Raw genomic sequence first — 21,096 nt, forward strand, 5'->3', positions numbered from 1 at the left:
CCAACCGCTGCAACAGGGGTATGGACGGCCTGGTCTCGAATGCCGTCACATCAACTGCCCGCCTGCTTTACCGCCTGCATGAAGCCATAAATCTTTTGCGCATCCTTGATGCCCTTGGCTGCTTCCACGCCGCCACTGACATCAACCCCATAGGGGCGTACCTGCGCGATTGCGGCCGCGACATTATCGGCGGTCAGGCCACCGGCCAGAATGATCGGCTTACTTGCCGCCTGCGGCACCAGGGACCAGTCGAATGCCTCGCCGGTGCCTCCCGGCACACCAGGCACAAAAGTGTCCAGCAGCACACCGCGGGCACCATCATAAGCGTCGATCTGCGCGCCTACATCATCCCCCGGTTTGACCCGCAGCGCCTTGATATAGGGCTTGCGCCAGCCATCACAGTAGGTGGGCGCCTCATCACCATGGAACTGCAACAGATCCAGGGGCACAGCATCGAGGATTTCACCCAACTCACAAGGGCTGGCGTCAACAAACAACCCCACGCTGGTCACAAAAGGCGGCAAGGCAGCGACTATGGCGCGAGCCTGCTGCACCGTTACCGCCCGCGGACTCTTGGCATAGAACACCAGACCAATGGCGTCAGCGCCAGCTGCCGCGGCGAGCAATGCGTCTTCTATGCGGGTAATACCACAGATCTTGCTGCGAACGCCTGACAAAGGTACGGCCTCACTGGGGTGCATTGCGTTCGATGGTAGCAAAGGCATTTTCAGGCGTCAGCCGCCACGTCCGGCAGACCGGAAAGAAAATGCGGCCCCAGATAACGCTTGGGCAAATCAAACTCTTCCGGATAATCGACCTGCACCAGATACAACCCATAGGGGTGCGCGGTCACCCCACCCTCGCGACGGATGCGGGTTTCCAGCACTTCCCGCGCCCACTCAACCGGCCGCTCGCCGGCGCCGATGGTCATCAGCACCCCGGCAAGGTTGCGCACCATATGGTGCAGGAAGGCATTGGCGCGGATATCCAGCACGATAAAGCGGCCGTGCTGCAGCAGCTCCAAGTGGTGCACGGTTTTCACCGGCGACTTGGCCTGGCACTGGCGGGCGCGAAAGGCGCTGAAGTCATGGGTACCGAGAAACACCTTGGCCGCCTCGCGCATGCGCTCGATATCCAGCGGGCGGTGATTCCAGGTCACCTCTTCAGCCATATGGGCCGGGCGAATCTGGTCGTTATAGATCACATAGCGGTAACGCCGGGCCATGGCGCAGAAGCGCGCATCGAAATGCGCCGGCATCAGCTTGGCCCAGGTGACGCTGATATCAGCCGGCAGATTCATATTGGCGCCCATGACCCAGGCGTGCATAGAGCGCTCCACGGGCGTGCTGAAATGCACCACCTGACCACTGGCATGCACCAGCGCATCGGTGCGCCCGGCGCAACTGAGGACGATAGGCGCGCCACCCGCCACCTTGGACAGGGCCCTCTCCAGAGATTCCTGAATGGAAGGCACGCCCGCCCGCTGCCGCTGAAAGCCACGATAACGGGAACCCTTGTACTCAACCCCGAGGGCCACCTTGAAAACGCCAACGGCAGCCGAATCGGCTGCCGCTGCAATTACACCATCAGACATTTATCAACTCAGTTTGGCGATCAACTCACGCGCTTCCTGCTGCTGGGCTTCGCTACCCTCGGCGACCACTTCATCGAGAATGTCGCGGGCACCTTCGGCATCGCCCATATCGATATAGGCGCGGGCCAGATCCAGCTTGGTTGCGGTTTCATCAGTACCGGAGAGGAAGTCGAAGTCATCCTCGTCTTCCAGACCGGCGGGCGCACTGGCGCCAGCAAGCTCGGGCATGGCTTCATCCAGATCGGCAGGCTGCTGCAGGTTGTCGCTGAGCTGCTCCAGCTCGGCACTCACTTCATCCAGCTGAGCGGCAAAGCTATCGGCGACGGGCGCAGCAGGCTCTTCCTCGCTGACCGACAAGTCGAAGTCCGTCGGCAGATCGAAAGCGTTATCGGCATCATCTTCCAGCGACTCCATGCTCAGTTCCGGCACTTCACTCGCAACGGCTTGCGGGGCTTCGTCCTCGTCAAGGCTGAGCAAGAAATCGTCTTCCTCGGGGGTCGCAGCAGCTTTAGCCGGCTCATCCAGGTCCAGACTGAAATCCGCCAGATCGGTATCCAGGGACAGGACATCAGCCTCGGCTTCAGCTGCGGGGGCATCAGGCTCATCCAGACTCAGGTCGAAACCCAGGTCATCAGCATCGGCAGCCGGAGTTGCTGCAGGCGCATCGAACTCCAGATCTGCATCCAGAGACAGGCTGTCACCAGACTTGTGCGGGGCTTCCTGATCAGTCTCGAAATCATCCAGACTCAGATCGAAGGCATCGTCCAGATCGCCGGCAGTTTCGCTCGCTGCGGACGATACCGGCTCATCCAGAGTCAGATCATCCAGGCTAAAGCTATCGAGGTCTGTGTCATCGGCAGCAGCTGCCGCCAGACCACCGCCCAGTGCAGCTGCCATGCTCGGATACTTGGCCTTGAGCTGATCAACTTCAGCCGCACTGCCGCCGATCTCACGCAGCTCGTTGTCCTGACGGGCAAAACCTTCGCGGTCACCCATCTCGGCATAGACCTCCATCAGCTTCAGGCGCAGATCAGCGCGATGGGGCTCCTGATTCAGGGCATTCTCCAACAGCTCGGCCGCCTGATTGAAACGACCATAGGCGATATAGATATCCGCCTCGCCCAAGGCATCGCCGGTTTGCGGGGTAATGGGCGCTTGCGCCTCACCCGTCGCAAGGTCGGCGGAAGTCAGATCATCGCCCAGGCCCTCGAAGGTATCATCCTGCAGGGCCTCGCCACTTGCCAGTTCGGTTTCAGCCATGGCCAGGCTTTCCTGCAGCTCCGCCTCTTTCATCGCGTTGCGACGGGACAGCATCATCAGCGCCAGCAGCAGCACCAACAGTGCACCGCCACCAGCGGCGCCCAGCATCATCGGATTCTGCAACATCTGGTCAACGAAACCTGGCTCCTCGACGGGAGCCTGAACTGGCGCTGGCTTGCTGACCGGTTTTACCGGGGCCTCAGGCTTGACCGGGGTGACGGGGGCTTCGCTGACCACCGGCTTTACCGCAGCGGGAGCCACCTGCTCTTGCGCTACAGGTTCTGCAGCCTGGCTGGCGGGCTCTTCGCTGTAGTTGAAGTCTGGCTCTTCACTCGCAACCGCTGGCGCCTCAACCACCGGCTGAGCAGGGGTTTCAGCCGGCACTGCAGCCGGTTCAGCTGCCACGGGTGGTGTTTCGATTGCCTCAGGGGTTTCAGCAACCGCTGCCGCCTCACCGGCCTTGGCCTGGGCGGCCAGATCGGCCTGCAGCTTGGCCATCTGATCATCTTTGAGCTGAATCAGACGTTGCAATTTATCCAGCTGACTCTGCAGATCACCCATACGATCTTTCAGCTCGGCGTTCTCACGGCGGCTGGAATCCAGGCTCTCCTGGGTAACGGCCAGCTTGTCGGTCAGGGCCTTGGTATCTTCACTGCCCTTCTCGCTACCACTGGTGGCCTTGCCACTCTCGGCAGAAACCAGCTTCAGGGTGTCGCGACTCTCGACCTGAGCCGGTGCAGCACCGGCGGTTTCACGCTTGGTCGCATCCAGCTGACGCGCGCTGGCGGCCAGACTACGGCCCTCGCGCCAGGCATTATTCTGTTCAGCAACCTGGGCAATGGCCTCAGCCTGACTGCGACTGCGCAGTTGCTGCTCATCCGGCAAGCGCAGCACCTGGCCACTCTTCATCCGGTTGATATTGCCGTCGATAAAGGCATTCGGGTTCAAATCCTGAATCGCCAACATGGCCTGATGCACACTGCCGCTGCCACGAACCTGCTGGGCGATTTCCCACAGGGTGTCGTTCTTGCTGGTGGTGTACTCGCTGCCTTCGATGCTGCGGGGTGCGGCCGGGGCAGTTGGTCGCGGAGGCGTGCTGGTTGCCGGAGCGGCGGTGCGGGCAGGCGCCTGAGCGACAGGGGTCGGCGCAACTGCCGGAGCCTGGGCCACTGGAACAACACTTTGCGGGCTATAGAGAGGGGGATCAAGCAGCAGGGTGTATTCACGCAACAGGCGACCGTTGGGCCACAACACCTCAACCAGGAAGTTCAGGTAGGGCTCGCGCATCGGCTTGCTGGAAGTCACCCGGATCACGCTCTTGCCATTGGGCTTGAGTACAGGGGTGAACTTGAGATCGGTGAGGAAATACTGGCGATCGACACCCGCCTTGCTGAACTCCTCAGGGGACGCGAGGGTGGGCAGCACCTCGCCCGTGGCCAGGTCGCGCACCTCAAGCAGCTCGATCTCAGCCACCAGCGGTTGATTGAGCGCCGACTGCAGAGTGACTTCCCCCAGCCCCAACGCATGCGCCATACCGGAGGACAGTGCCGAAGCAGCTGCGATTGCCAGCGCCAGTTTGCGAACCCGAACCATAGCGTTATCCCTTGTTTTATCTTTTTTTCTCGCGGCGCGAGAGGATCTTGGAAACTGCTGCCTGCCCAAGCCTAAGGCTCAACCCCATACAGCAATTAACTCAGCCAGTATTGCCAAGCTCGAAAGATTCTTCAAATTTCTAGGTAAGTATCTTTTACAGATAGTGTTTTATCAACAACTCGGCCAATTGCACAGCAGCAAGCGCAGCGCCTTTTGGCACATTATCAGACCCAATCCACAAATTAGGTTCTGCACTTTATAGCGCCAGGCAGTTAGCGCAAAGCAAAAAGCCAGGATCGGCAGCACCGACCCTGGCTTTTATCCACAGCCCGCAAACACTCAATGCGGACAAATACAGCAGCTTAGCGCTCCAGCAGGATGCGCAGCATGCGCCGCAGCGGCTCGGCCGCGCCCCACAGCAACTGGTCACCGACGGTGAAGGCGCCGAGGTACTGCGAGCCCATGTTGAGCTTGCGCAGACGACCGACCGGCACGCTCAGGGTGCCCGTTACAGCGGTCGGACCCAGCTCGCGGATGGAATCCTCGCGATGGTTCGGCACCAGCTTGACCCAGGGATTGTGCTGGCTGATCAGCCCTTCGATGTCGGCCATCGGCACATCCTTGTTCAGCTTGATGGTCAGCGCCTGGCTGTGGCAACGCATGGCGCCGATGCGCACGCAGATGCCATCCACCGGGATCGGGTTCTTGAAGCGGCCGAGGATCTTGTTAGTCTCAGCCTGGGCCTTCCACTCTTCGCGGCTCTGGCCGTTGGGCAGCTCCTTGTCGATATAGGGAATCAGGCTGCCGGCCAGCGGCACGCCGAAGTTGTCGACCGGGAAGGACTCGCCGCGCATGGCCTCGGCGACCTTGCGGTCGATGTCGAGGATGGCGCTGGCCGGATCACTCAGCTCATCGGCGACGGAGGCGTTGATCGCACCCATCTGCTTGATCAGCTCGCGCATGTTCTGCGCCCCGGCGCCCGAGGCCGCCTGGTAGGTCATGGCACTCATCCACTCGACCAGACCCGCCTCATACAGGCCACCCAGGGCCATCAGCATCAGGCTGACGGTGCAGTTGCCACCGATGTAGTTCTTGCTGCCGGCATCCAGCGACTGGTCGATTACCTTGCGGTTGACCGGATCGAGCACGATCACCGAGTCATCGGCCATGCGCAGCGACGAGGCCGCATCGATCCAGTAGCCCTGCCAGCCGGCTTCGCGCAGCTTGGGGAAGACTTCATTGGTGTAATCGCCGCCCTGGCAGGTCAGGATCACGTCCAGGCCCTTCAGCTCGTCGATGCTGTAGGCATCCTTCAGCGGCGCGATGTCCTTGCCAATGGCCGGGCCCTGGCCGCCGACATTGGAGGTGGTGAAGAACACCGGCTCGATCAGGTCGAAGTCCCGCTCTTCCAGCATGCGCTGCATGAGCACGGAACCGACCATGCCACGCCAACCGATCAGACCTACACGTTTCATAACGACTACACCTATATAAGCAGCCCGCCGGAACCACCCCGGCGGGACTGGAAGATTACAGACTACGCAGCGCTTCGACTACCGCATCACCCATGGCTGCAGTACCGACGCGGGTCTTGCCTTCCGACCAGATGTCGCCGGTACGCAGACCCTGATCCAGCACCAGGCTCACCGCGTGCTCGATGGCGTCAGCGGCAGCAGACTGGTTGAAGCTGTAACGCAGCATCATCGACACCGAGAGGATGGTCGCCAGCGGGTTGGCGATGCCAAGGCCTGCGATATCCGGGGCGGAGCCGTGGCACGGCTCGTACATGCCCTTGTTGTTGGCATCCAGGGATGCCGACGGCAGCATGCCGATGGAGCCGGTGAGCATCGAAGCCTCGTCGGACAGAATGTCACCAAACATATTGTCGGTGACCATCACGTCGAACTGCTTGGGCGCGCGGACCAGCTGCATGGCGGCGTTGTCGACGTACATATGGCTCAGCTCGACCTGCGGGTAGTCCTTGGCCACTTCCTCGACCACCGCGCGCCACAGCTGGCTGGAGGCCAGCACGTTGGCCTTGTCCACCGAGCAGAGCTTCTTGCCCCGCACCATGGCCATGTCGAAACCGACCTTGGCGATACGGCGGATCTCGCTCTCGCTGTACGGCAGGGTATCAAAGGCCATGCGCTCGCCGTTCTCCAGCACCTTGCTCTCGCGTGGCTGGCCGAAATAGATGCCGCCGGTCAGCTCACGGACGATCAGGATATCCAGGCCCGCCACAACCTCAGGCTTGAGGCTGGAAGCCTCGGCCAGTTGTGGGTAGAGGATGGCCGGACGCAGGTTGCCGAACAGGCCCAGCTGCGAGCGGATCTTCAGCAGGCCGCGCTCCGGGCGGATAGCCGGATCGATGGCGTCCCACTTCGGCCCACCCACGGCGCCGAGCAGCACGGCATCGGCAGCGCGGGCACGCTCCAGGGTCTCGTCGGCCAGAGGCACGCCGTAACGGTCGATGGCGGCGCCGCCCAGGTCGTCGAAGCTCAGTTCGAAACCGAGGCTGTACTTGTCATTGGCCAGGTTCAGCACCTTGACCGCCTCGGCCATGATTTCCGGGCCGATGCCGTCGCCAGGGAGAACCAGAATCTGCTTGCTCATTGCATTCCTCAATCTATCCGTAGGGTGGATGACGTTGTTTTCATCCACCGAAACCCAGCATGGTGGATGGATAAAGCGCCATCCACCCTACCCTCTGTTCTTACTTGATCGCGCCGAACAACCAAGGGCTGCTCTGCTGGTGTTGGGCTTCGAAGGCCTTGATCGCCTCCTGGTCCTGCAGGGTCAGGCCGATGTCGTCCAGGCCGTTGAGCAGGCAGTGCTTGCGGAAGGCATCGATCTCGAAGCTGTACTGCACGCCATCCGGACGGGTCACGGTCTGTGCCGCCAGGTCCACGGTCAGCTGATAGCCCTCGGTGGCTTCGGCCTGCTGGAACAGTGCATCGACCTCATCCTCCTTGAGGATGATCGGCAGCAGGCCGTTCTTGAAGCTGTTGTTGAAGAAGATGTCGGCGAAGCTCGGCGCGATAATGGTGCGGAAACCGAACTCTTCAAGCGCCCAGGGCGCGTGCTCACGGCTGGAACCGCAACCGAAGTTCTCACGGGCCAGCAACACGCTGGCGCCCTGGTAGCGCGGGAAGTTCAGCACGAACTCCGGGTTGACCGGACGCTGGGAGCAGTCCTGGTTCGGCTGCCCCACATCCAGATAACGCCACTCGTCGAACAGGTTGGGGCCAAAGCCGGTGCGCTTGATGGATTTCAGGAACTGCTTGGGAATGATCTGGTCGGTGTCGACGTTGGCGCGATCAAGTGGGCAGACCAGGCCGGTGTGTTGGGTAAAGGCTTTCATCTTGCTACTCCTTAAGGCCGGATCAGTTCGCGCACGTCGATGAAATGGCCAGTGACGGCCGCCGCCGCAGCCATGGCCGGACTGACCAGATGGGTACGGCCACCGGCGCCCTGACGGCCTTCGAAGTTGCGGTTGGAGGTCGAGGCGCAATGCTCGCCGCTGCCCAGCTTGTCCGGGTTCATCGCCAGGCACATGGAGCAGCCCGGCTCACGCCATTCGAAGCCCGCGTCGATAAAGATCTTGTCCAACCCCTCGGCCTCGGCCTGCGCCTTGACCAGGCCGGAACCCGGCACTACCAGCGCCTGCTTGACGGTCGCAGCGACCTTGCGGCCCTTGGCCACCTCGGCGGCGGCGCGCAAATCTTCGATCCGCGAGTTGGTGCAGGAGCCGATAAAGACGCGATCCAGACGAATATCGGTAATGGCCTGATTGGCCTGCAGGCCCATATATTTCAGCGCGCGGGTGATCGAATCCTTCTTCACCGGGTCGGCTTCAACGGCCGGATCCGGTACCTTCTGGTCTACGGCCAGGACCATTTCCGGCGAGGTGCCCCAGCTGACCTGCGGCTTGATGTCTTCAGCCTTGAGCTCGACCACGGTATCGAATACCGCGTCGGCGTCGGACACCAGGTTCTGCCATTGCGCCACGGCCTTGTCCCAGTCGCTGCCCTTGGGCGCGAACGGGCGATCCTTGACGTAGGCGATGGTCTTCTCGTCCACCGCCACCAGGCCGACGCGGGCCCCGGCTTCGATGGACATGTTGCAGATGGTCATGCGCCCTTCCAGCGACAGATCGCGGATCGCGCTGCCGGCGAACTCCAGGGCGTGGCCGTTGCCGCCTGCGGTGCCGATCTTGCCGATCACCGCCAGGACGATGTCCTTGGCGGTTACGCCGAAGGGCAGCTTGCCTTCGACGCGTACCAGCATATTCTTCATCTTCTTGGCCACCAGACACTGGGTGGCGAGCACATGCTCGACCTCGGAGGTGCCGATACCATGGGCCAGCGCACCGAAGGCGCCGTGGGTGGAGGTGTGCGAGTCGCCACAGACCACGGTCATGCCCGGCAGGGTGGCGCCCTGCTCCGGGCCGACCACGTGGACGATGCCCTGGCGCACGTCGTTCATCTTGAATTCGAGGATGCCGAAGTCGTCGCAGTTCTCGTCCAGGGTCTGCACCTGGATGCGCGAGACTTCGTCGGCGATGGCTTCCAGGCCTCCCTGGCGCTCGGCCTTGGTGGTCGGCACGTTATGGTCCGGGGTGGCGATATTGGCGTCGATGCGCCACGGCTTGCGCCCGGCCAGACGCAGCCCCTCGAAGGCCTGGGGTGAAGTCACCTCGTGGAGGATATGACGGTCGATATAGATCAGCGACGAACCATCGTCGCGACGTTTGACCTCATGCATTTCCCAGAGCTTGTCGTAGAGCGTTTTGCCGGCCATCAGCGAGTCCCTCATCAGCGTCTTTCTATGCCTGGGCGGATAGCCCTTTGGCTTATGCATGGAGATGCTATGATTCCGGAGCGAATAACTCAAATTCATATTTTTTATCCTAACGATTCCAAACAGGAATCATTAGATGCCGCAAGCCTGGAGCTGCTGTTATGGACCTGGCCAACCTCAATGCCTTTATCGCCATCGCCGAACTGGGCAGCTTCTCCGACGCGGCCGAACGCCTGCACCTGACCCAGCCGGCGGTCAGCAAGCGCATCGCCAGCCTGGAGCAGCAACTCGGCGTGCGCCTGTTCGACCGCCTGGGCCGCGAGATCGGTCTGACCGAAGCCGGCCGCGCCCTGTTGCCGCGGGCCTATCAGATTCTCAATGTACTGGACGACACCCGCCGCGCCCTGACCAACCTGTCTGGCGAGGTCAGCGGCCGCCTGACCCTGGCCACCAGTCACCATATCGGCCTGCACCGCCTGCCACCGCTGCTGCGCACCTTTACCCGCCAGTACCCGCGCGTAGCACTGGATATCCAGTTTCTCGACTCGGAAGTGGCCTATGAAGAAGTGCTGCACGGTCGCGCCGAGCTGGCGGTGATCACCCTGGCGCCGGAAACCCGCGAGCCGGTACATGCCGTGCCGGTCTGGGACGACCCCCTGGATTTCGTCGCCGCCCCCGAGCACCCCCTGGCCCGCAACGGCCGCATCAGTCTGGCGGACGTGGCCCGCCACCCGGCGGTATTCCCCGGCGGCAACACCTTTACCCACCATATCGTGCAGGGCCTGTTCGAGGCCCAGGGGCTGACACCCAATATCGCCATGAGCACCAACTATTTGGAGACGATCAAGATGATGGTCTCCATCGGCCTGGCCTGGAGCGTACTGCCGCGCACCATGCTCGACGAGCAGGTGGCTCGCCTGCCGCTACCGGGTATCCAGCTGTCGCGTCAGCTGGGCTATATCAGCCATACCGAGCGCACCCTGTCGAATGCCGCCCGGGCCTTTATGACCCTGCTCGACAGCCGTGCCGACAGCCTTGCATAGACCCGCAGCAAGAAGCTAACGTGGGCCTATAACGATAAAAAAGGCCGGTGCATGATCCATTTCAGTCGCCTACTGCGCGGCGCAGTCCATCAATCAGCCACAGGCAGGGCCTACCGTGTCCAGCCCTACTGACCGCCGCCCGCCCCTGCCCTTTATTCCAGCCCTTGACCCCGCCGAGTTCGAGAAGACCTGGAACGATGCCCCGCGCCTGCTGCGCGCCCTCAATGGCGCGCGCCTCGGCACCTGGTACTGGGATATCGAAAGCGGCCGGGTCAACTGGTCGCGTGGGGCTCAGGCACTGTTCGGCCTGGACCCGAAGAAGCCCCTGCAAGAACGGGTCGACTATATCGAGCTGATTCCCGAGGAGGATCGTCCCGGCATCCTCAAGCTGTTCGAACAGATTCTCGCCGGCAATCCCAACCAGGCCTTCCAGCATCGCATCATCTGGCCCGACGCCAGCCTGCACTGGCTGGAAATCACCGGCAGCCTGCAGCACGATGCCGATGGCAAGCCGCGGGTGATGGGCGTGATCCGCGATATCACCCGCCAACGGGAGCGGGAACAGGCCCTGCGCAGCAGCGAAGAGAAGTTTGCCAAGGCTTTCAACTTCACGCCCGACGCCGTGGTGATCACCGAAAAGAGCACCGGGCGCTTTATCGAGGTCAATGCCGGCTTTGAGCGCCAATTTGGCTGGCACAGCTCCCAGACCCTTGGGCGCACCTCGGTGGAACTGGGCATCTGGGCCGCCCCCAAGGACCGTCGACGCATGCTCGACGCCATCGCCAAGGGCCAGCTCAACGGCCTGGAGGTCAGTCTCTACCACCGCAACGGCAGCCTACGGCGCAACCTGCTGTTCGGCGGTGAGGTGGTACTCGACGGCAGCCCCTGCCTGGTACTGTCGCTACGCGATGTCACCCAGCAGCGCCAGCAGGAACAAGCCCTCAAGGACAGCCAGGAGCGCCTCGACCTGGCCCTGGATTCGGCCGCACTCGGCACCTGGGACTGGCATATCCCCAGCAACATGTTGTTCGGCTCAGCCCGCGCCGCCAAGCTGCACGGTCTGGCCGAAGAGCCCTTCCATGATGATTTCCGCAAATTCTTCTGCTTCGTGCCGATGGAAGATCGGCAGGCCATGCGCCAGCACTACAACAACCTGCTGCAGGGGGTAAGCGAGTCCTATCAGGTTACCTACCGCGCCATCTACGGCAACCAGGAGGTGCATTACCTGGAGAGCACCGCCAAGCTCTACCGCGACGCCCAGGGCCAACCGCTGCGCATGGCCGGCATTCTCATGGACATTACCGAGCGGGTGCTGCGCGAGCAGAGCCTGAGCGCCTCGGAGGAAAAATTCTCCACCCTGTTCCAGGCCAGTCCCGATCCGGTCAGCCTGACCACACTGCCCGACGGCATCGCCCTGGAGGTCAACGCCAGCTTCTGCCAGACCTTCGGCTGGCAAGCGGAAGAAGTGGTGGGCCGGCGCATGATGGATATCGCGCTGTGGGCCGATCTGGAGCGACGCACCGAACTGTACGAACAGATCAGGCGTGATGGCAGCCTGCATAACGAAATTGCCGAGTTCTGCGACAAAAAGGGCCACAGCCTGACGTGCGTGGTCTCCTCGCGGCCCATCCAGGTGGGTGAACAGACCTGTATTCTCACCACTTTCCGCGACATTACCGAACGCCAACGGGCCGAGGCCGCACTCAAGGCCAGCCAGGAAAAGTTCGCCCTGGCCTTCCACTCCAGCCCCGACGCCATCACCATCACCGAGCGCGATACGGGTCGCTATATCGAAGTCAACCAGGGCTTCTGCCGCCTCACGGGCTATCAGGCCGACGAGGTCATCGGCCGCTGCGCCAACGAGCTCAGCGTCTGGGCCGATCCGCACGAACGCGAGCTGATGGTGCAGCGCATCATCAACGACGGCCATGTCTACCATATGGAAATGCATGGCAAGCACCGCGACGGCACCATCAAGCTGGTGGAAGTGTCGGTGGAGCCCATCGAACTCAATGGCAGGGCCTGCCTGTTGCTGACCGCCCGCGACATCAGTGAGCTGAAAAGCATCCAGGCACAGATTCAGCACCTGGCCTACCACGACTCCCTGACCAACCTGCCCAACCGCGCCCTGCTGCTTGATCGTCTGACTCAACAGATCGCGCTGCTCAAACGCCATGAGCTGCGCGGCGCCCTGCTGTTTCTCGACCTCGACCATTTCAAGCACATCAACGACTCGCTCGGCCACCCGGTGGGCGATGCCGTGCTCAAGCTGGTGACTGCACGCCTGGAGTCCAGCGTGCGCCAGGAGGACACAGTGGCGCGCCTGGGCGGCGATGAATTTGTCGTGCTGCTTTCAGGCCTGGAAGGCAAACGCTCGACCGTCGTCAAGCAAGTGCGGGTTGTCGCGGAAAAACTGCGTCAACTGCTGACCGAACCCATGCTGCTGGACGGTCACCAGTTACAAGTCACCCCCAGCATCGGCATTGCCCTGATTCCCGATCACGGCGACACCCCGGCCGACCTGCTCAAGCGCGCCGACATTGCCCTGTACCGAGCCAAGGATTCGGGGCGCAACTGCATCCAGCTATTCCGCCAGACCATGCAACAGGCCGCCAGTGAACGCCTGCGCCTGGAAAACGACCTGCGTCTGGCCTTGGCCCGGGGCGAGTTCGAGCTGCACTTCCAGCCCCAGGTGGATGCCCGCAGCAACCTGATCACCGGCGCCGAGGTGCTGCTGCGCTGGGCCCATCCGACCCTGGGCCAGCAGTCACCGGCCCTGTTTATCCATATTCTCGAAGAAAGCGGCCTGATCCTCGAAGTGGGTGGCTGGGTCCTGGCCGAAGCCTGCCATGCCTGTGCCGAACTGCTGCGCCAGGGGCTGGCCGATACGCAGAGCTTCAGCCTGTGCGTCAATATCAGCCCACGGCAGTTCCGCCAGCACGATTTTGTCGAACGGGTGGAAAACAGCCTGGTGAGCAGCCAGCTGCCAGCCAACATGCTCAAGCTGGAAATCACCGAAGGCATCGTCATCCAGAATATCGACGACACCATCGCCAAGATGAACCGCCTCAAGCGCCTGGGGGTGAGCTTTGCCATGGACGACTTCGGCACCGGCTACAGCTCCCTGACCTACCTCAAGCGCCTGCCGGTGGATGTGCTGAAGATCGATCAGTCCTTCGTCCGCGACGCCACCCTGGACGCCAACGATGCGGAAATCATCCGCGCCATCGTGGCCATGGCCCGCAGCCTGGGCCTGGACATGATCGCCGAGGGGGTGGAACAGACCGATCAGCTGGACTTCCTGCAGCAACAGGGCTGCCATCACTATCAGGGCTACCTGTTCAGCAAACCGGTACCCCTGGAGGCCTTCCGCCAGCTCCTGCAGCACAACCACCCAACCGGCCCGCGCTGAAACGAACAAGAGCACCCGAAGGTGCTCTTGTTCGTTTCTAGCCGTGCTTAACGCTGCAAGGCCGGGTGCTGGCTGCCGATGGGAATACGCTTGGCCTTGGCCTCTTCCGGCACGATGCGCACCAGATCGATATTGAGCAGACCGTTGACCAGGCTGGCGGCCTTGACCTCGATATGGTCGGCCAGGCGGAACGACAGCTTGAACGCACGCTGGGCGATGCCTTGGTACAGATAGGTAACGTTCTCGGCACTGGTATCACGCTTGCCGCCGGTCACAGTCAGCACACCGCGCTCGACCTGCAGTTCCAGGTCTTCTTCCTGGAAGCCGGCGGCGGCGACGACGATACGATACTGATCGTCGGCGTACTTCTCGACGTTATAGGGCGGATAGCTGCTGCCCGCCGACTCATTGCGCATGGCCGACTCGAACAGGTCATTGAAACGATCGAAACCCACGGACTGACGAAACAACGGGGTCATGGAAAATGCGGTGCTCATGGCGTCTCTCCTGATATTCAGCGAGTTAAGGTGCGGGACCCGCTTGCGGCGTCCCACAATGCTGAAAATGTGGCGCCTCGGTTAGATTTCAAGCCTGTGCAAAATTTTCTTACAGGGAGCAGGTCGATGAGCAAAGTCATGCTGATTACCGGCGCCAGCCGTGGCATCGGTGCCGCCACCGCCAGGCTGGCAGCCGCCCAGGGCTATGCCCTGTGTCTGAATTATCAGCGCCAAGCGGCGGCGGCGCAGGCGCTGGCAACAGAGATCATCCAGGCGGGCGGCCAGGCCATTGCCGTACAGGCCGATGTGGGCGATGAGCGCCAGGTAATGCAGCTGTTCGCCCGCCTCGATCAGCAGTTTGGGCGCCTCGATGTACTGGTCAACAATGCCGGCATGCTGGAGCCCCAGATGCGCCTGGAGCAGATGGACCTGGCGCGCTGGCAGCGGGTTTTTACCACCAATGTGTTCGGCAGCTTTCTCTGTTGCCGCGAGGCGATCAAACGCATGTCGACGCGCCAGGGTGGCAGCGGCGGCGCCATCGTCAACCTGTCCTCGATGGCGGCACGGCTGGGGGCTCCCGAGGAATATATCGACTATGCCGCGGCCAAAGGCGCGATCGATAGCCTGACCCTGGGCCTGGCCAAGGAAGTGGCGGCCGATGGCATCCGGGTCAACGCGGTGCGGCCGGGGGTGATCGCCACTGAAATTCATGCCAGCGGCGGCGAACCTGAGCGGGTGGCCCGGGTCAGCCGAAGCGTGCCCATGGGCCGCGGGGGCCAGGCCAGTGAGGTGGCCGAAGCCATTCTCTGGCTGGCCAGCGAGCAGGCTTCCTATACCAGTGGGGCACTGCTGGATATCAGCGGCGGGCGCTGAGTATCAGGCGCTGACCTGTTGATAAGGCTGCGACACCGGCATGTCGATGCCGAGCAGGGCATCAATACGCAGGCAGTCGTTTTCCCGGCGGAGCAGGTTGAACAACTCGGTGGCCTCTGGATAGCTGCGGGTCAGCATCGCCAGCCATTGCTTGAGTCGCCCCGGCGCATAACGCGGTGACAGCTTGCGCCGCGCCTGCAGCCAGAAATCCGCCAGCAGCGGCTGCAGCTCGCCCCAGCTCATGACTGATACCTGCTGCCCTGCCCGGACGGCAGCAATCTGCCGAGCCAGATCCGGGCACGCCACCAGACCACGGCCGAGCATGATGTCCTTGACGCCACTGATCTCACGGCAGCGCTGCCAGTCATCCAGGGTCCAGATCTCGCCATTGGCGAACACCGGCACGGCCACCACATCCTGCACCCGCGCCACCCATTCCCAGTGGGCCGGCGGTTTGTAGCCCTCGACCTTGGTCCGCGCATGCACCACGATCTGGCTGGCCCCGCCCTCGGCCAGGGCCCGGGCGCAATCCAGGGCGCCGTCCTTGTGCTCGAAACCCAGGCGCATCTTCGCCGTCACCGGAATAGACGCCGGCACCGCGCGCCGCACCTCACGGACGATGGCATGCAGCAGCTCCGGCTCCTTGAGTAGCACCGCGCCACCGCGGGACTTGTTCACGGTCTTGGCCGGGCAGCCGAAGTTCAGGTCGATCACCGGCGCCCCCAGGGTGCAGGCAAAGGCGGCGTTATCTGCCAGACAGGCGGGATCGGAACCGAGCAACTGCACCCGCAGCGGCGTGCCTGCAGCCGTACGCGCCCCCAGGAACAGCTCGGGCGCCAGCTTGCGGTAGGTACTGGCCGGCAACACGCGATCGCTGACGCGGATAAATTCGGTGACGCACCAGTCGATGCCTCCCACTCGGGTCAGCACGTCGCGAAGGATGTTGTCGACCAACCCCTCCATCGGGGCCAGGGCGATTTGCATGGGGCAGGCTCTTGAAGTTTCGGGTAAAAACTATGGAGTGCAGCTCAGAAGATGGCACAGCGGGCCAAGCGCCGCGTAGTGTACGCGGCACACGGGCCTGGATGAATGGCCGACTATCGTCTCAGAGCTCCATGGGAAAAGGCGGCTGCAGCGCCTTGCCATAGCCCTCGACAAATTCCGCCGGCATACGCTTGGGTTTGCCGCTGGACAGCTCGATGCAGACGAAGGTGGTCTTGGCCCGCAACAGGGTCACGCCATCCTCCGGGCGCACCAGTTGAAAGCGCCGGTCCATTTTCAAACGCTGGTCCGACTCGACGATCCAGGTGGCCATCTGCAGCTCTTGCTCTTCGTAAGCGCTGGCCAGGTAGTCGATTTCGTGGCGCAGCACCGCCATGGCACGGTCCAGACGTCGGTATTCGGCCAGGTCCAGGCCCAGGTACTGGGAGTGGCGCCAGGCGCAGCGCTCCAGCCAGCTGACATAGACCGCATTGTTGGCGTGCCCCAGGCCATCGATATCCTCGGCGCCGACCTGAATGTCGATTACAAAAGGGTTGGCCAGATCCCAGCTCATAGGGGCTGCTCCAGGCTGCTGGCCAAGGCCCGGGCTTCGGCAGCCAGCTGGGTAATCTGATCCCAGGCGCGGGCACGCACCAGATTGCTCGGGGCGATCCAGGTGCCCCCCACACAGGCGACATTGGGCAGGCGCAGAAAACTCAGCAGGTTGTCCGGGGTGATACCGCCCGTGGGGCAGAAGCGAATACCGGTAAAGGGGCCCTTGAAGCTCTTGAGCATCTTGATGCTGCTGGCGCCATTGGCCGGGAAGAGCTTCAGCGAGCGATAGCCGTACTCCAGCGCCAGCAGCACTTCGGAGGGTGTCATCACCCCAGGCAGGTAGGGCAAACCGGCATCATCCGCTGCAGCGGCCAGGCGTTCGGTGCAGCCCGGACTGACGGTAAACTGAGCGCCGGCATCGCGGGCCTCGGCAAACTGCTCGGCATGGATCAGGGTACCCGCGCCGATCAGCAGCTCCGGCAACTCCTTGCGCATGGCCGCCAGGGCATCCAAAGCTCCCGGCGTGCGCAGGGTCACCTCCAGCACACGCACGCCACCGGCATACAAGGCGCGCGCCAGGTCCACCGCCAGGCCCACATCCTCGATCACCAGCACCGGCAACACCGGGCGGGCCTGTTGCAGCACTTCATCCATTGTCAGTTGCATCGTGTCTCCCCTGCTTGTCTAGCAGCCCCGCTATCTGGCGGCGCCGACTACAGCTTGCCTGTATGGGCGTTGGAAGGCCAGTCAATCACCCCGGTCACCGCAAAAGTCAATTAGCCCTAACGCGGGCCGTATCGACAGCTCGATTCATCTAAGCTATCGGTATGTCATATGGCCATAGGATAATGCCCCGGTTATCGACCCCGGATCATTCTGTCGCATGGAGCACCTGCATTGACCACCCTGCTGCGCCTGTCCCTGTTCCTGTTGCTGCTGCCGGCACTTAGCCAGGCGACGCCCATGCCGCTGTGGCCAGGGGAACAGAGGCTCCTGCCTGGCCCCTATATGCAGGTGTGGGAAGATCCTGAAGGCCTGGCCGATATCCAGCAGGTGCGCCAACTACCAGGGAGCGCCTGGCAGCCGGTGGCGCGGCGTGACGCCAGCTTCGGTTACAACGGCCACGCCTACTGGTTGCGCCTGCAGGTGCATAACCCCACGGCCCAGCCCCAGGACTGGATACTGCTGATCGGCAACCCGCTTCTCGACCACCTGGACGCCTATGGCCTGGATGGCGAGCGGGTCTACCAGGCCGGCGATCAACGCCCCTTTGGCGCCCGCTGGATCGAACACCGGCAACTGCTGCTGCCCCTACGTCTGGCCCCGGGAGAACAGCGCGAGCTGTTGCTGCGCATGCAGACCGAGGGCTCGGCCAACCTCAGCGCCAGCCTGATGACTGCAGCCACCTTCAACCTTCACGAACAGCGCATGCTGTTACTCCAGGGTCTGTTCTTTGGCGCCCTGCTGGTGATGCTGATCTACAACCTGTCGATCTTTATCATCACCCGCGACCGCAACTACCTGTGGTACAGCCTGTTTGTCGCCAGCTTCACCCTCTACCAATTTATTCAGCTGGGCTTTGCCTTCCAGTGGCTGTGGCCCGAAGCCCTCTGGTGGCAGCAGCTGAGCTTCCCCTTCAGTTCGGCCCTGGCCACCCTGTTCGGCATTCTCTTTACCTACGGCGTGCTGGACCTCAAGGCCGGGCCGCCACTGTATACGCACCTCACCCGGTGTCTGCTGGCCGCCAGCCTGCTGGTTATCGCCCTGGCCCTGCTCGCGCCCTACAGCCTGGCGCTGATCGGCAGCTTTGCCCTGCTGGTGGCCTGCGCCCTGCTGGCCTTTGTCTTTACCCTGCTGCGCTGGCGCCAGGGCTATCGCCCGGCCAAGCTATTTGCCCTGGGCTGGTCGATGCTGATCATCGCCAGCCTGTTCAGCATCCTCAGCGGCACCGGGGTGATCGCCAATTCCCAGCTCACCCTGCATGCCCAACAGATCGGCGGCCTGCTGGAGCTGGTGATTTTCTCCATCGCCCTGGGTTCACGCATTCGCCAGGCCCAGCAAGCGCAGCAACTGGCCCAGGCCCGGTTGCTGGCCAACGAACAACAGTTGCGCCTGGAGCAGGCCAAGAGCCTGCAGCTGCAACGGGAGATCAGCGAAGGTCTGGAAACCCGGGTGCAGGAGCGCACTGCTTCCCTGCAACAAGCCCTGCGGGAGCTGTCCAGCGCCAACCAGCGCCTAGCCGAGTTGAGCCGACATGACAGTCTCACCGGCCTGTTCAATCGCCAGGTACTCAACGAAGAACTGGAGCGGGTACTGGCCCAGGCCCGGCGCAGCCGTCAGCCCATGGCCATCCTGATGCTGGATCTGGACTTTTTCAAAAAGGTCAACGATGACCATGGCCACCTGGCCGGCGATGCCTGCCTGCAGCACGCGGCCAGACGCATGCAACAACGCATGCGCAGCAATGACCTGCTCGCGCGCTTTGGTGGGGAAGAGTTTGCCGCAGTCCTCAGTGACACCCACCTAGATGGCGCCCGCGACCTGGCCGAGCAATTACGTCTCGACCTGCAGCAAAACCCCTGCCACTACCAGCAGCAGGTCATCCCCCTGAGCCTGAGCATCGGTGTCTGCGCCCTGGTACCGGACAAGCATACTGACCGCGAACAGCTGCTGCGTCAGGCCGACCAGGCCCTGTACCAGGCCAAGGCCGGCGGACGCAATCAGGTGCGCTGTTACGAAGCCAGCACGCCAGGCGAAGCCTGAGGCACCGCTTCCAGTAGCTGCAGTACCGCCTGATGCAGCCTGGGATCGGCCAGCACGCGCTGATGACCGCCCTCTTCCAAACGCAGCAGACGGCTGTCGAACCAGGCCTTGTGCATGGCCTCCGCTTCGCCATAGGGCACCACTGGATCATCCACCGCATGAACGATCAACCCGGGGAAATCCAGCTGATAGTGCGCCACATCCAGACGCCCCGCCGGCATTCCGGCCTTTTCCTCGACCAGGCGCACGAAATGCGCACCAGCCCTGGCGGGTAAGCCCATATAGCGGGCAAAGCGCCGCAACACGGTAAGAATCCGACTGGGTCCGGCAATGCTGACCAGGCTCTGCGTACGCAGGCCCATCTGAGTGGCCAGCAGAGCACTGGCGGCTCCCATGGAGTGACCGATCACCGCCCGCAGCGGCGGCAGTTCACTGGCAGCCTCCAGCAAAGCCCTGGCAAATACCACCACATTGGCCTCACGCCCAGGCGAGCGCCCATGGGCTGGCCCGTCCAGAGCCACTACCGCATAGCCCGCGTGCACCAGAGCCCTGATCAGGCCGGCAAACTGGGTTGGGCGCCCCTCCCAGCCATGCATCAGCAACACTGTCGGGCCGCTGCCCCAGCGCAGGGCCGAGAGGCCGAAGCGCAGGGTGATGCGCTCGGCCTGGGCCAGCAGGGGCAGCTCCCAATCCCGCGGCAAGGACTCGCGCGGGGTCATAAAGGCGCGACGCATCTTGCCAGCCAGGGCATGGGGGGCCACATGGCCAACCGCCGCGTTGAAACCACGTACCCAGGTCATATTGCTCATGGTTCAGTACCTCACAGAATGGCCGACTTGGCGGCACGCAAGACGCGGTCGGATAACTCACAGGGACCCAGCGCCCGCGCCAGCGCCAGCCCCCCCACCATCAACGCCATATCGGCGAGCACCTTGGGCGCCTCTTCGGCATTGCCGGCCAACTCGGCCATCAAACGTTCCAGATACTCGGCCAATGCCTGACGAAAGCCTTCGGGTAGGTGAGCCAGTTCACCCAGGGAGCTGGGCAGCGGACAGCCCTGCTCCTGACTGTCGCGGTGCTTGCGTGACAGATAGAAGGCCGCCATCAGCGCCCGCCGCTCTTCGGCAGGCAAGGTCGGATCCAGCTGTCCGATCAGCTCGCGGCGCTGCCCCAGCATTTGCCGGAATACCTCCAGCATCAGCGCATCCTTGCTTTCGAAGTGGGCATAGAAACCGCCCACGGTCAGCCCGGCGGCGCCCATCACTTCACTCACACTGGGCTCGGCCGGACCGCGCTGCAGCAGGGCACAACTGGCAGCCGCCAGAATGCGCTCGCGGGTCTGAGCTTTCTTGTCGTTCATGCTTGCCTCCAAAATATTACGATTGAAATATTATGCTCGTAATAAATTTAAGCAAGTACTGCATGCGACCGTTGATCGGCCGGCGAGAAAAATCTACGGGAGGCGCAAAAAATTGCCTGGAGCCATTTTTAACGTCGCGCAGCGACGGCCCGCAGGGTGGCCGCCAGGGATGGTAGGCCATAAAAACAAAAGGGCCATTCCGAAGAATGGCCCTTCAAAAAATCGCCTGGAGTGATTTTTAGCGTCGCGTAGCGACAACCCGTAGGGTGGTCGCCAGGGATGACAGACAATAAAAACCCCGCATAGCGGGAAAAATGGCGTCCCCTAGGGGACTCGAACCCCTGTTACCGCCGTGAAAGGGCGGT

Annotated in this window: 17 protein-coding genes and 1 pseudogene; 4 read left to right on the forward strand and 14 right to left on the reverse strand. The window is 62.6% G+C overall.

Annotated elements, in window-relative coordinates; translation table 11 throughout:
* Positions 1-50: 50 nt before the first annotated feature.
* The 8 genes and pseudogenes from GJV18_RS18360 to leuC all read right to left on the reverse strand — a co-directional run bounded on the left by GJV18_RS18360 (position 51) and on the right by leuC (position 9,247).
* On the reverse strand, positions 51-677 hold the full coding sequence (locus tag GJV18_RS18360; RefSeq protein WP_160347935.1) for a phosphoribosylanthranilate isomerase: 627 nt from the start codon (positions 675-677) through the stop codon (positions 51-53).
* Between the two features lie 50 nt (positions 678-727).
* Positions 728-1,594 (reverse strand): tRNA pseudouridine(38-40) synthase TruA, encoded by an 867-nt coding sequence (truA, locus tag GJV18_RS18365; protein ID WP_160347936.1) that lies wholly within the window; start codon positions 1,592-1,594, stop codon positions 728-730.
* Between the two features lie 3 nt (positions 1,595-1,597).
* Positions 1,598-4,447, reverse strand: a complete 2,850-nt coding sequence (locus tag GJV18_RS18370; protein ID WP_160347937.1) for a FimV/HubP family polar landmark protein — start codon at positions 4,445-4,447, stop codon at positions 1,598-1,600.
* 154 nt (positions 4,448-4,601) lie between these two features.
* Positions 4,602-4,691, reverse strand: a pseudogene (locus GJV18_RS18705) (hypothetical protein); the annotation flags it as partial.
* Between the two features lie 118 nt (positions 4,692-4,809).
* Positions 4,810-5,922, reverse strand: coding sequence for an aspartate-semialdehyde dehydrogenase (gene asd / locus GJV18_RS18375; protein WP_160347938.1), 1,113 nt, complete (start codon positions 5,920-5,922; stop codon positions 4,810-4,812).
* Between the two features lie 55 nt (positions 5,923-5,977).
* On the reverse strand, positions 5,978-7,060 hold the full coding sequence (gene leuB, locus GJV18_RS18380; protein ID WP_160347939.1) for a 3-isopropylmalate dehydrogenase: 1,083 nt from the start codon (positions 7,058-7,060) through the stop codon (positions 5,978-5,980).
* A gap of 100 nt (positions 7,061-7,160) precedes the next feature.
* Positions 7,161-7,808, reverse strand: coding sequence for a 3-isopropylmalate dehydratase small subunit (gene leuD / locus GJV18_RS18385; RefSeq protein WP_160347940.1), 648 nt, complete (start codon positions 7,806-7,808; stop codon positions 7,161-7,163).
* A gap of 11 nt (positions 7,809-7,819) precedes the next feature.
* Complete coding sequence (gene leuC, locus GJV18_RS18390; RefSeq protein WP_160347941.1) at positions 7,820-9,247, reverse strand: 3-isopropylmalate dehydratase large subunit; 1,428 nt, start codon at positions 9,245-9,247, stop codon at positions 7,820-7,822.
* Positions 9,248-9,408: 161 nt separating this feature from the next.
* On the opposite strand from leuC, the gene GJV18_RS18395 reads away from it, so the two are divergent.
* Both GJV18_RS18395 and GJV18_RS18400 read left to right on the forward strand, forming a co-directional pair.
* The gene (locus GJV18_RS18395; protein ID WP_160347942.1) at positions 9,409-10,290 is read left to right on the forward strand and encodes a LysR family transcriptional regulator; all 882 of its coding nucleotides are present in this window, start codon (positions 9,409-9,411) and stop codon (positions 10,288-10,290) included.
* Between the two features lie 115 nt (positions 10,291-10,405).
* On the forward strand, positions 10,406-13,702 hold the full coding sequence (locus GJV18_RS18400) for a sensor domain-containing protein (protein ID WP_160347943.1): 3,297 nt from the start codon (positions 10,406-10,408) through the stop codon (positions 13,700-13,702).
* Positions 13,703-13,749: 47 nt separating this feature from the next.
* On the opposite strand, the gene GJV18_RS18405 is transcribed toward GJV18_RS18400, so the two are convergent.
* Positions 13,750-14,199 (reverse strand): Hsp20 family protein, encoded by a 450-nt coding sequence (locus GJV18_RS18405; RefSeq protein ID WP_160347944.1) that lies wholly within the window; start codon positions 14,197-14,199, stop codon positions 13,750-13,752.
* A 126-nt stretch (positions 14,200-14,325) separates the two neighbouring features.
* Between GJV18_RS18405 and GJV18_RS18410 the strand changes: the two genes are divergently transcribed.
* A complete protein-coding gene (locus tag GJV18_RS18410) occupies positions 14,326-15,072 on the forward strand; it encodes an SDR family oxidoreductase (RefSeq protein WP_160347945.1) in 747 nt (248 codons plus the stop codon).
* A 3-nt stretch (positions 15,073-15,075) separates the two neighbouring features.
* Here GJV18_RS18410 and GJV18_RS18415 read toward each other — a convergent pair whose 3' ends face one another.
* The 3 genes from GJV18_RS18415 to GJV18_RS18425 form a co-directional block, all read right to left on the reverse strand.
* The gene (locus GJV18_RS18415; protein WP_160347946.1) at positions 15,076-16,056 is read right to left on the reverse strand and encodes a tRNA dihydrouridine synthase; all 981 of its coding nucleotides are present in this window, start codon (positions 16,054-16,056) and stop codon (positions 15,076-15,078) included.
* 121 nt (positions 16,057-16,177) lie between these two features.
* Positions 16,178-16,627 carry an acyl-CoA thioesterase gene (locus GJV18_RS18420; protein ID WP_160347947.1) on the reverse strand — a complete coding sequence of 150 codons (450 nt, stop codon included), beginning with the start codon at positions 16,625-16,627 and terminating at the stop codon, positions 16,178-16,180.
* A complete protein-coding gene (locus tag GJV18_RS18425; protein ID WP_160347948.1) occupies positions 16,624-17,274 on the reverse strand; it encodes a bifunctional 4-hydroxy-2-oxoglutarate aldolase/2-dehydro-3-deoxy-phosphogluconate aldolase in 651 nt (216 codons plus the stop codon). The genes GJV18_RS18420 and GJV18_RS18425 overlap by 4 nt, the downstream gene beginning before the upstream one ends.
* 231 nt (positions 17,275-17,505) lie before the next feature.
* Between GJV18_RS18425 and GJV18_RS18430 the strand changes: the two genes are divergently transcribed.
* Complete coding sequence (locus tag GJV18_RS18430) at positions 17,506-19,371, forward strand: sensor domain-containing diguanylate cyclase (RefSeq protein WP_233280219.1); 1,866 nt, start codon at positions 17,506-17,508, stop codon at positions 19,369-19,371.
* Here GJV18_RS18430 and GJV18_RS18435 read toward each other — a convergent pair.
* Positions 19,341-20,180, reverse strand: coding sequence for an alpha/beta fold hydrolase (locus GJV18_RS18435; protein ID WP_160347949.1), 840 nt, complete (start codon positions 20,178-20,180; stop codon positions 19,341-19,343). The genes GJV18_RS18430 and GJV18_RS18435 overlap by 31 nt on opposite strands.
* A gap of 11 nt (positions 20,181-20,191) precedes the next feature.
* Positions 20,192-20,731, reverse strand: a complete 540-nt coding sequence (locus GJV18_RS18440) for a TetR/AcrR family transcriptional regulator (protein ID WP_160347950.1) — start codon at positions 20,729-20,731, stop codon at positions 20,192-20,194.
* Positions 20,732-21,096: the final 365 nt, after the last annotated feature.

It is taken from the genome of Pseudomonas xionganensis, assembly GCF_009763245.1.
Lineage (GTDB): Bacteria > Pseudomonadota > Gammaproteobacteria > Pseudomonadales > Pseudomonadaceae > Aquipseudomonas > Aquipseudomonas xionganensis.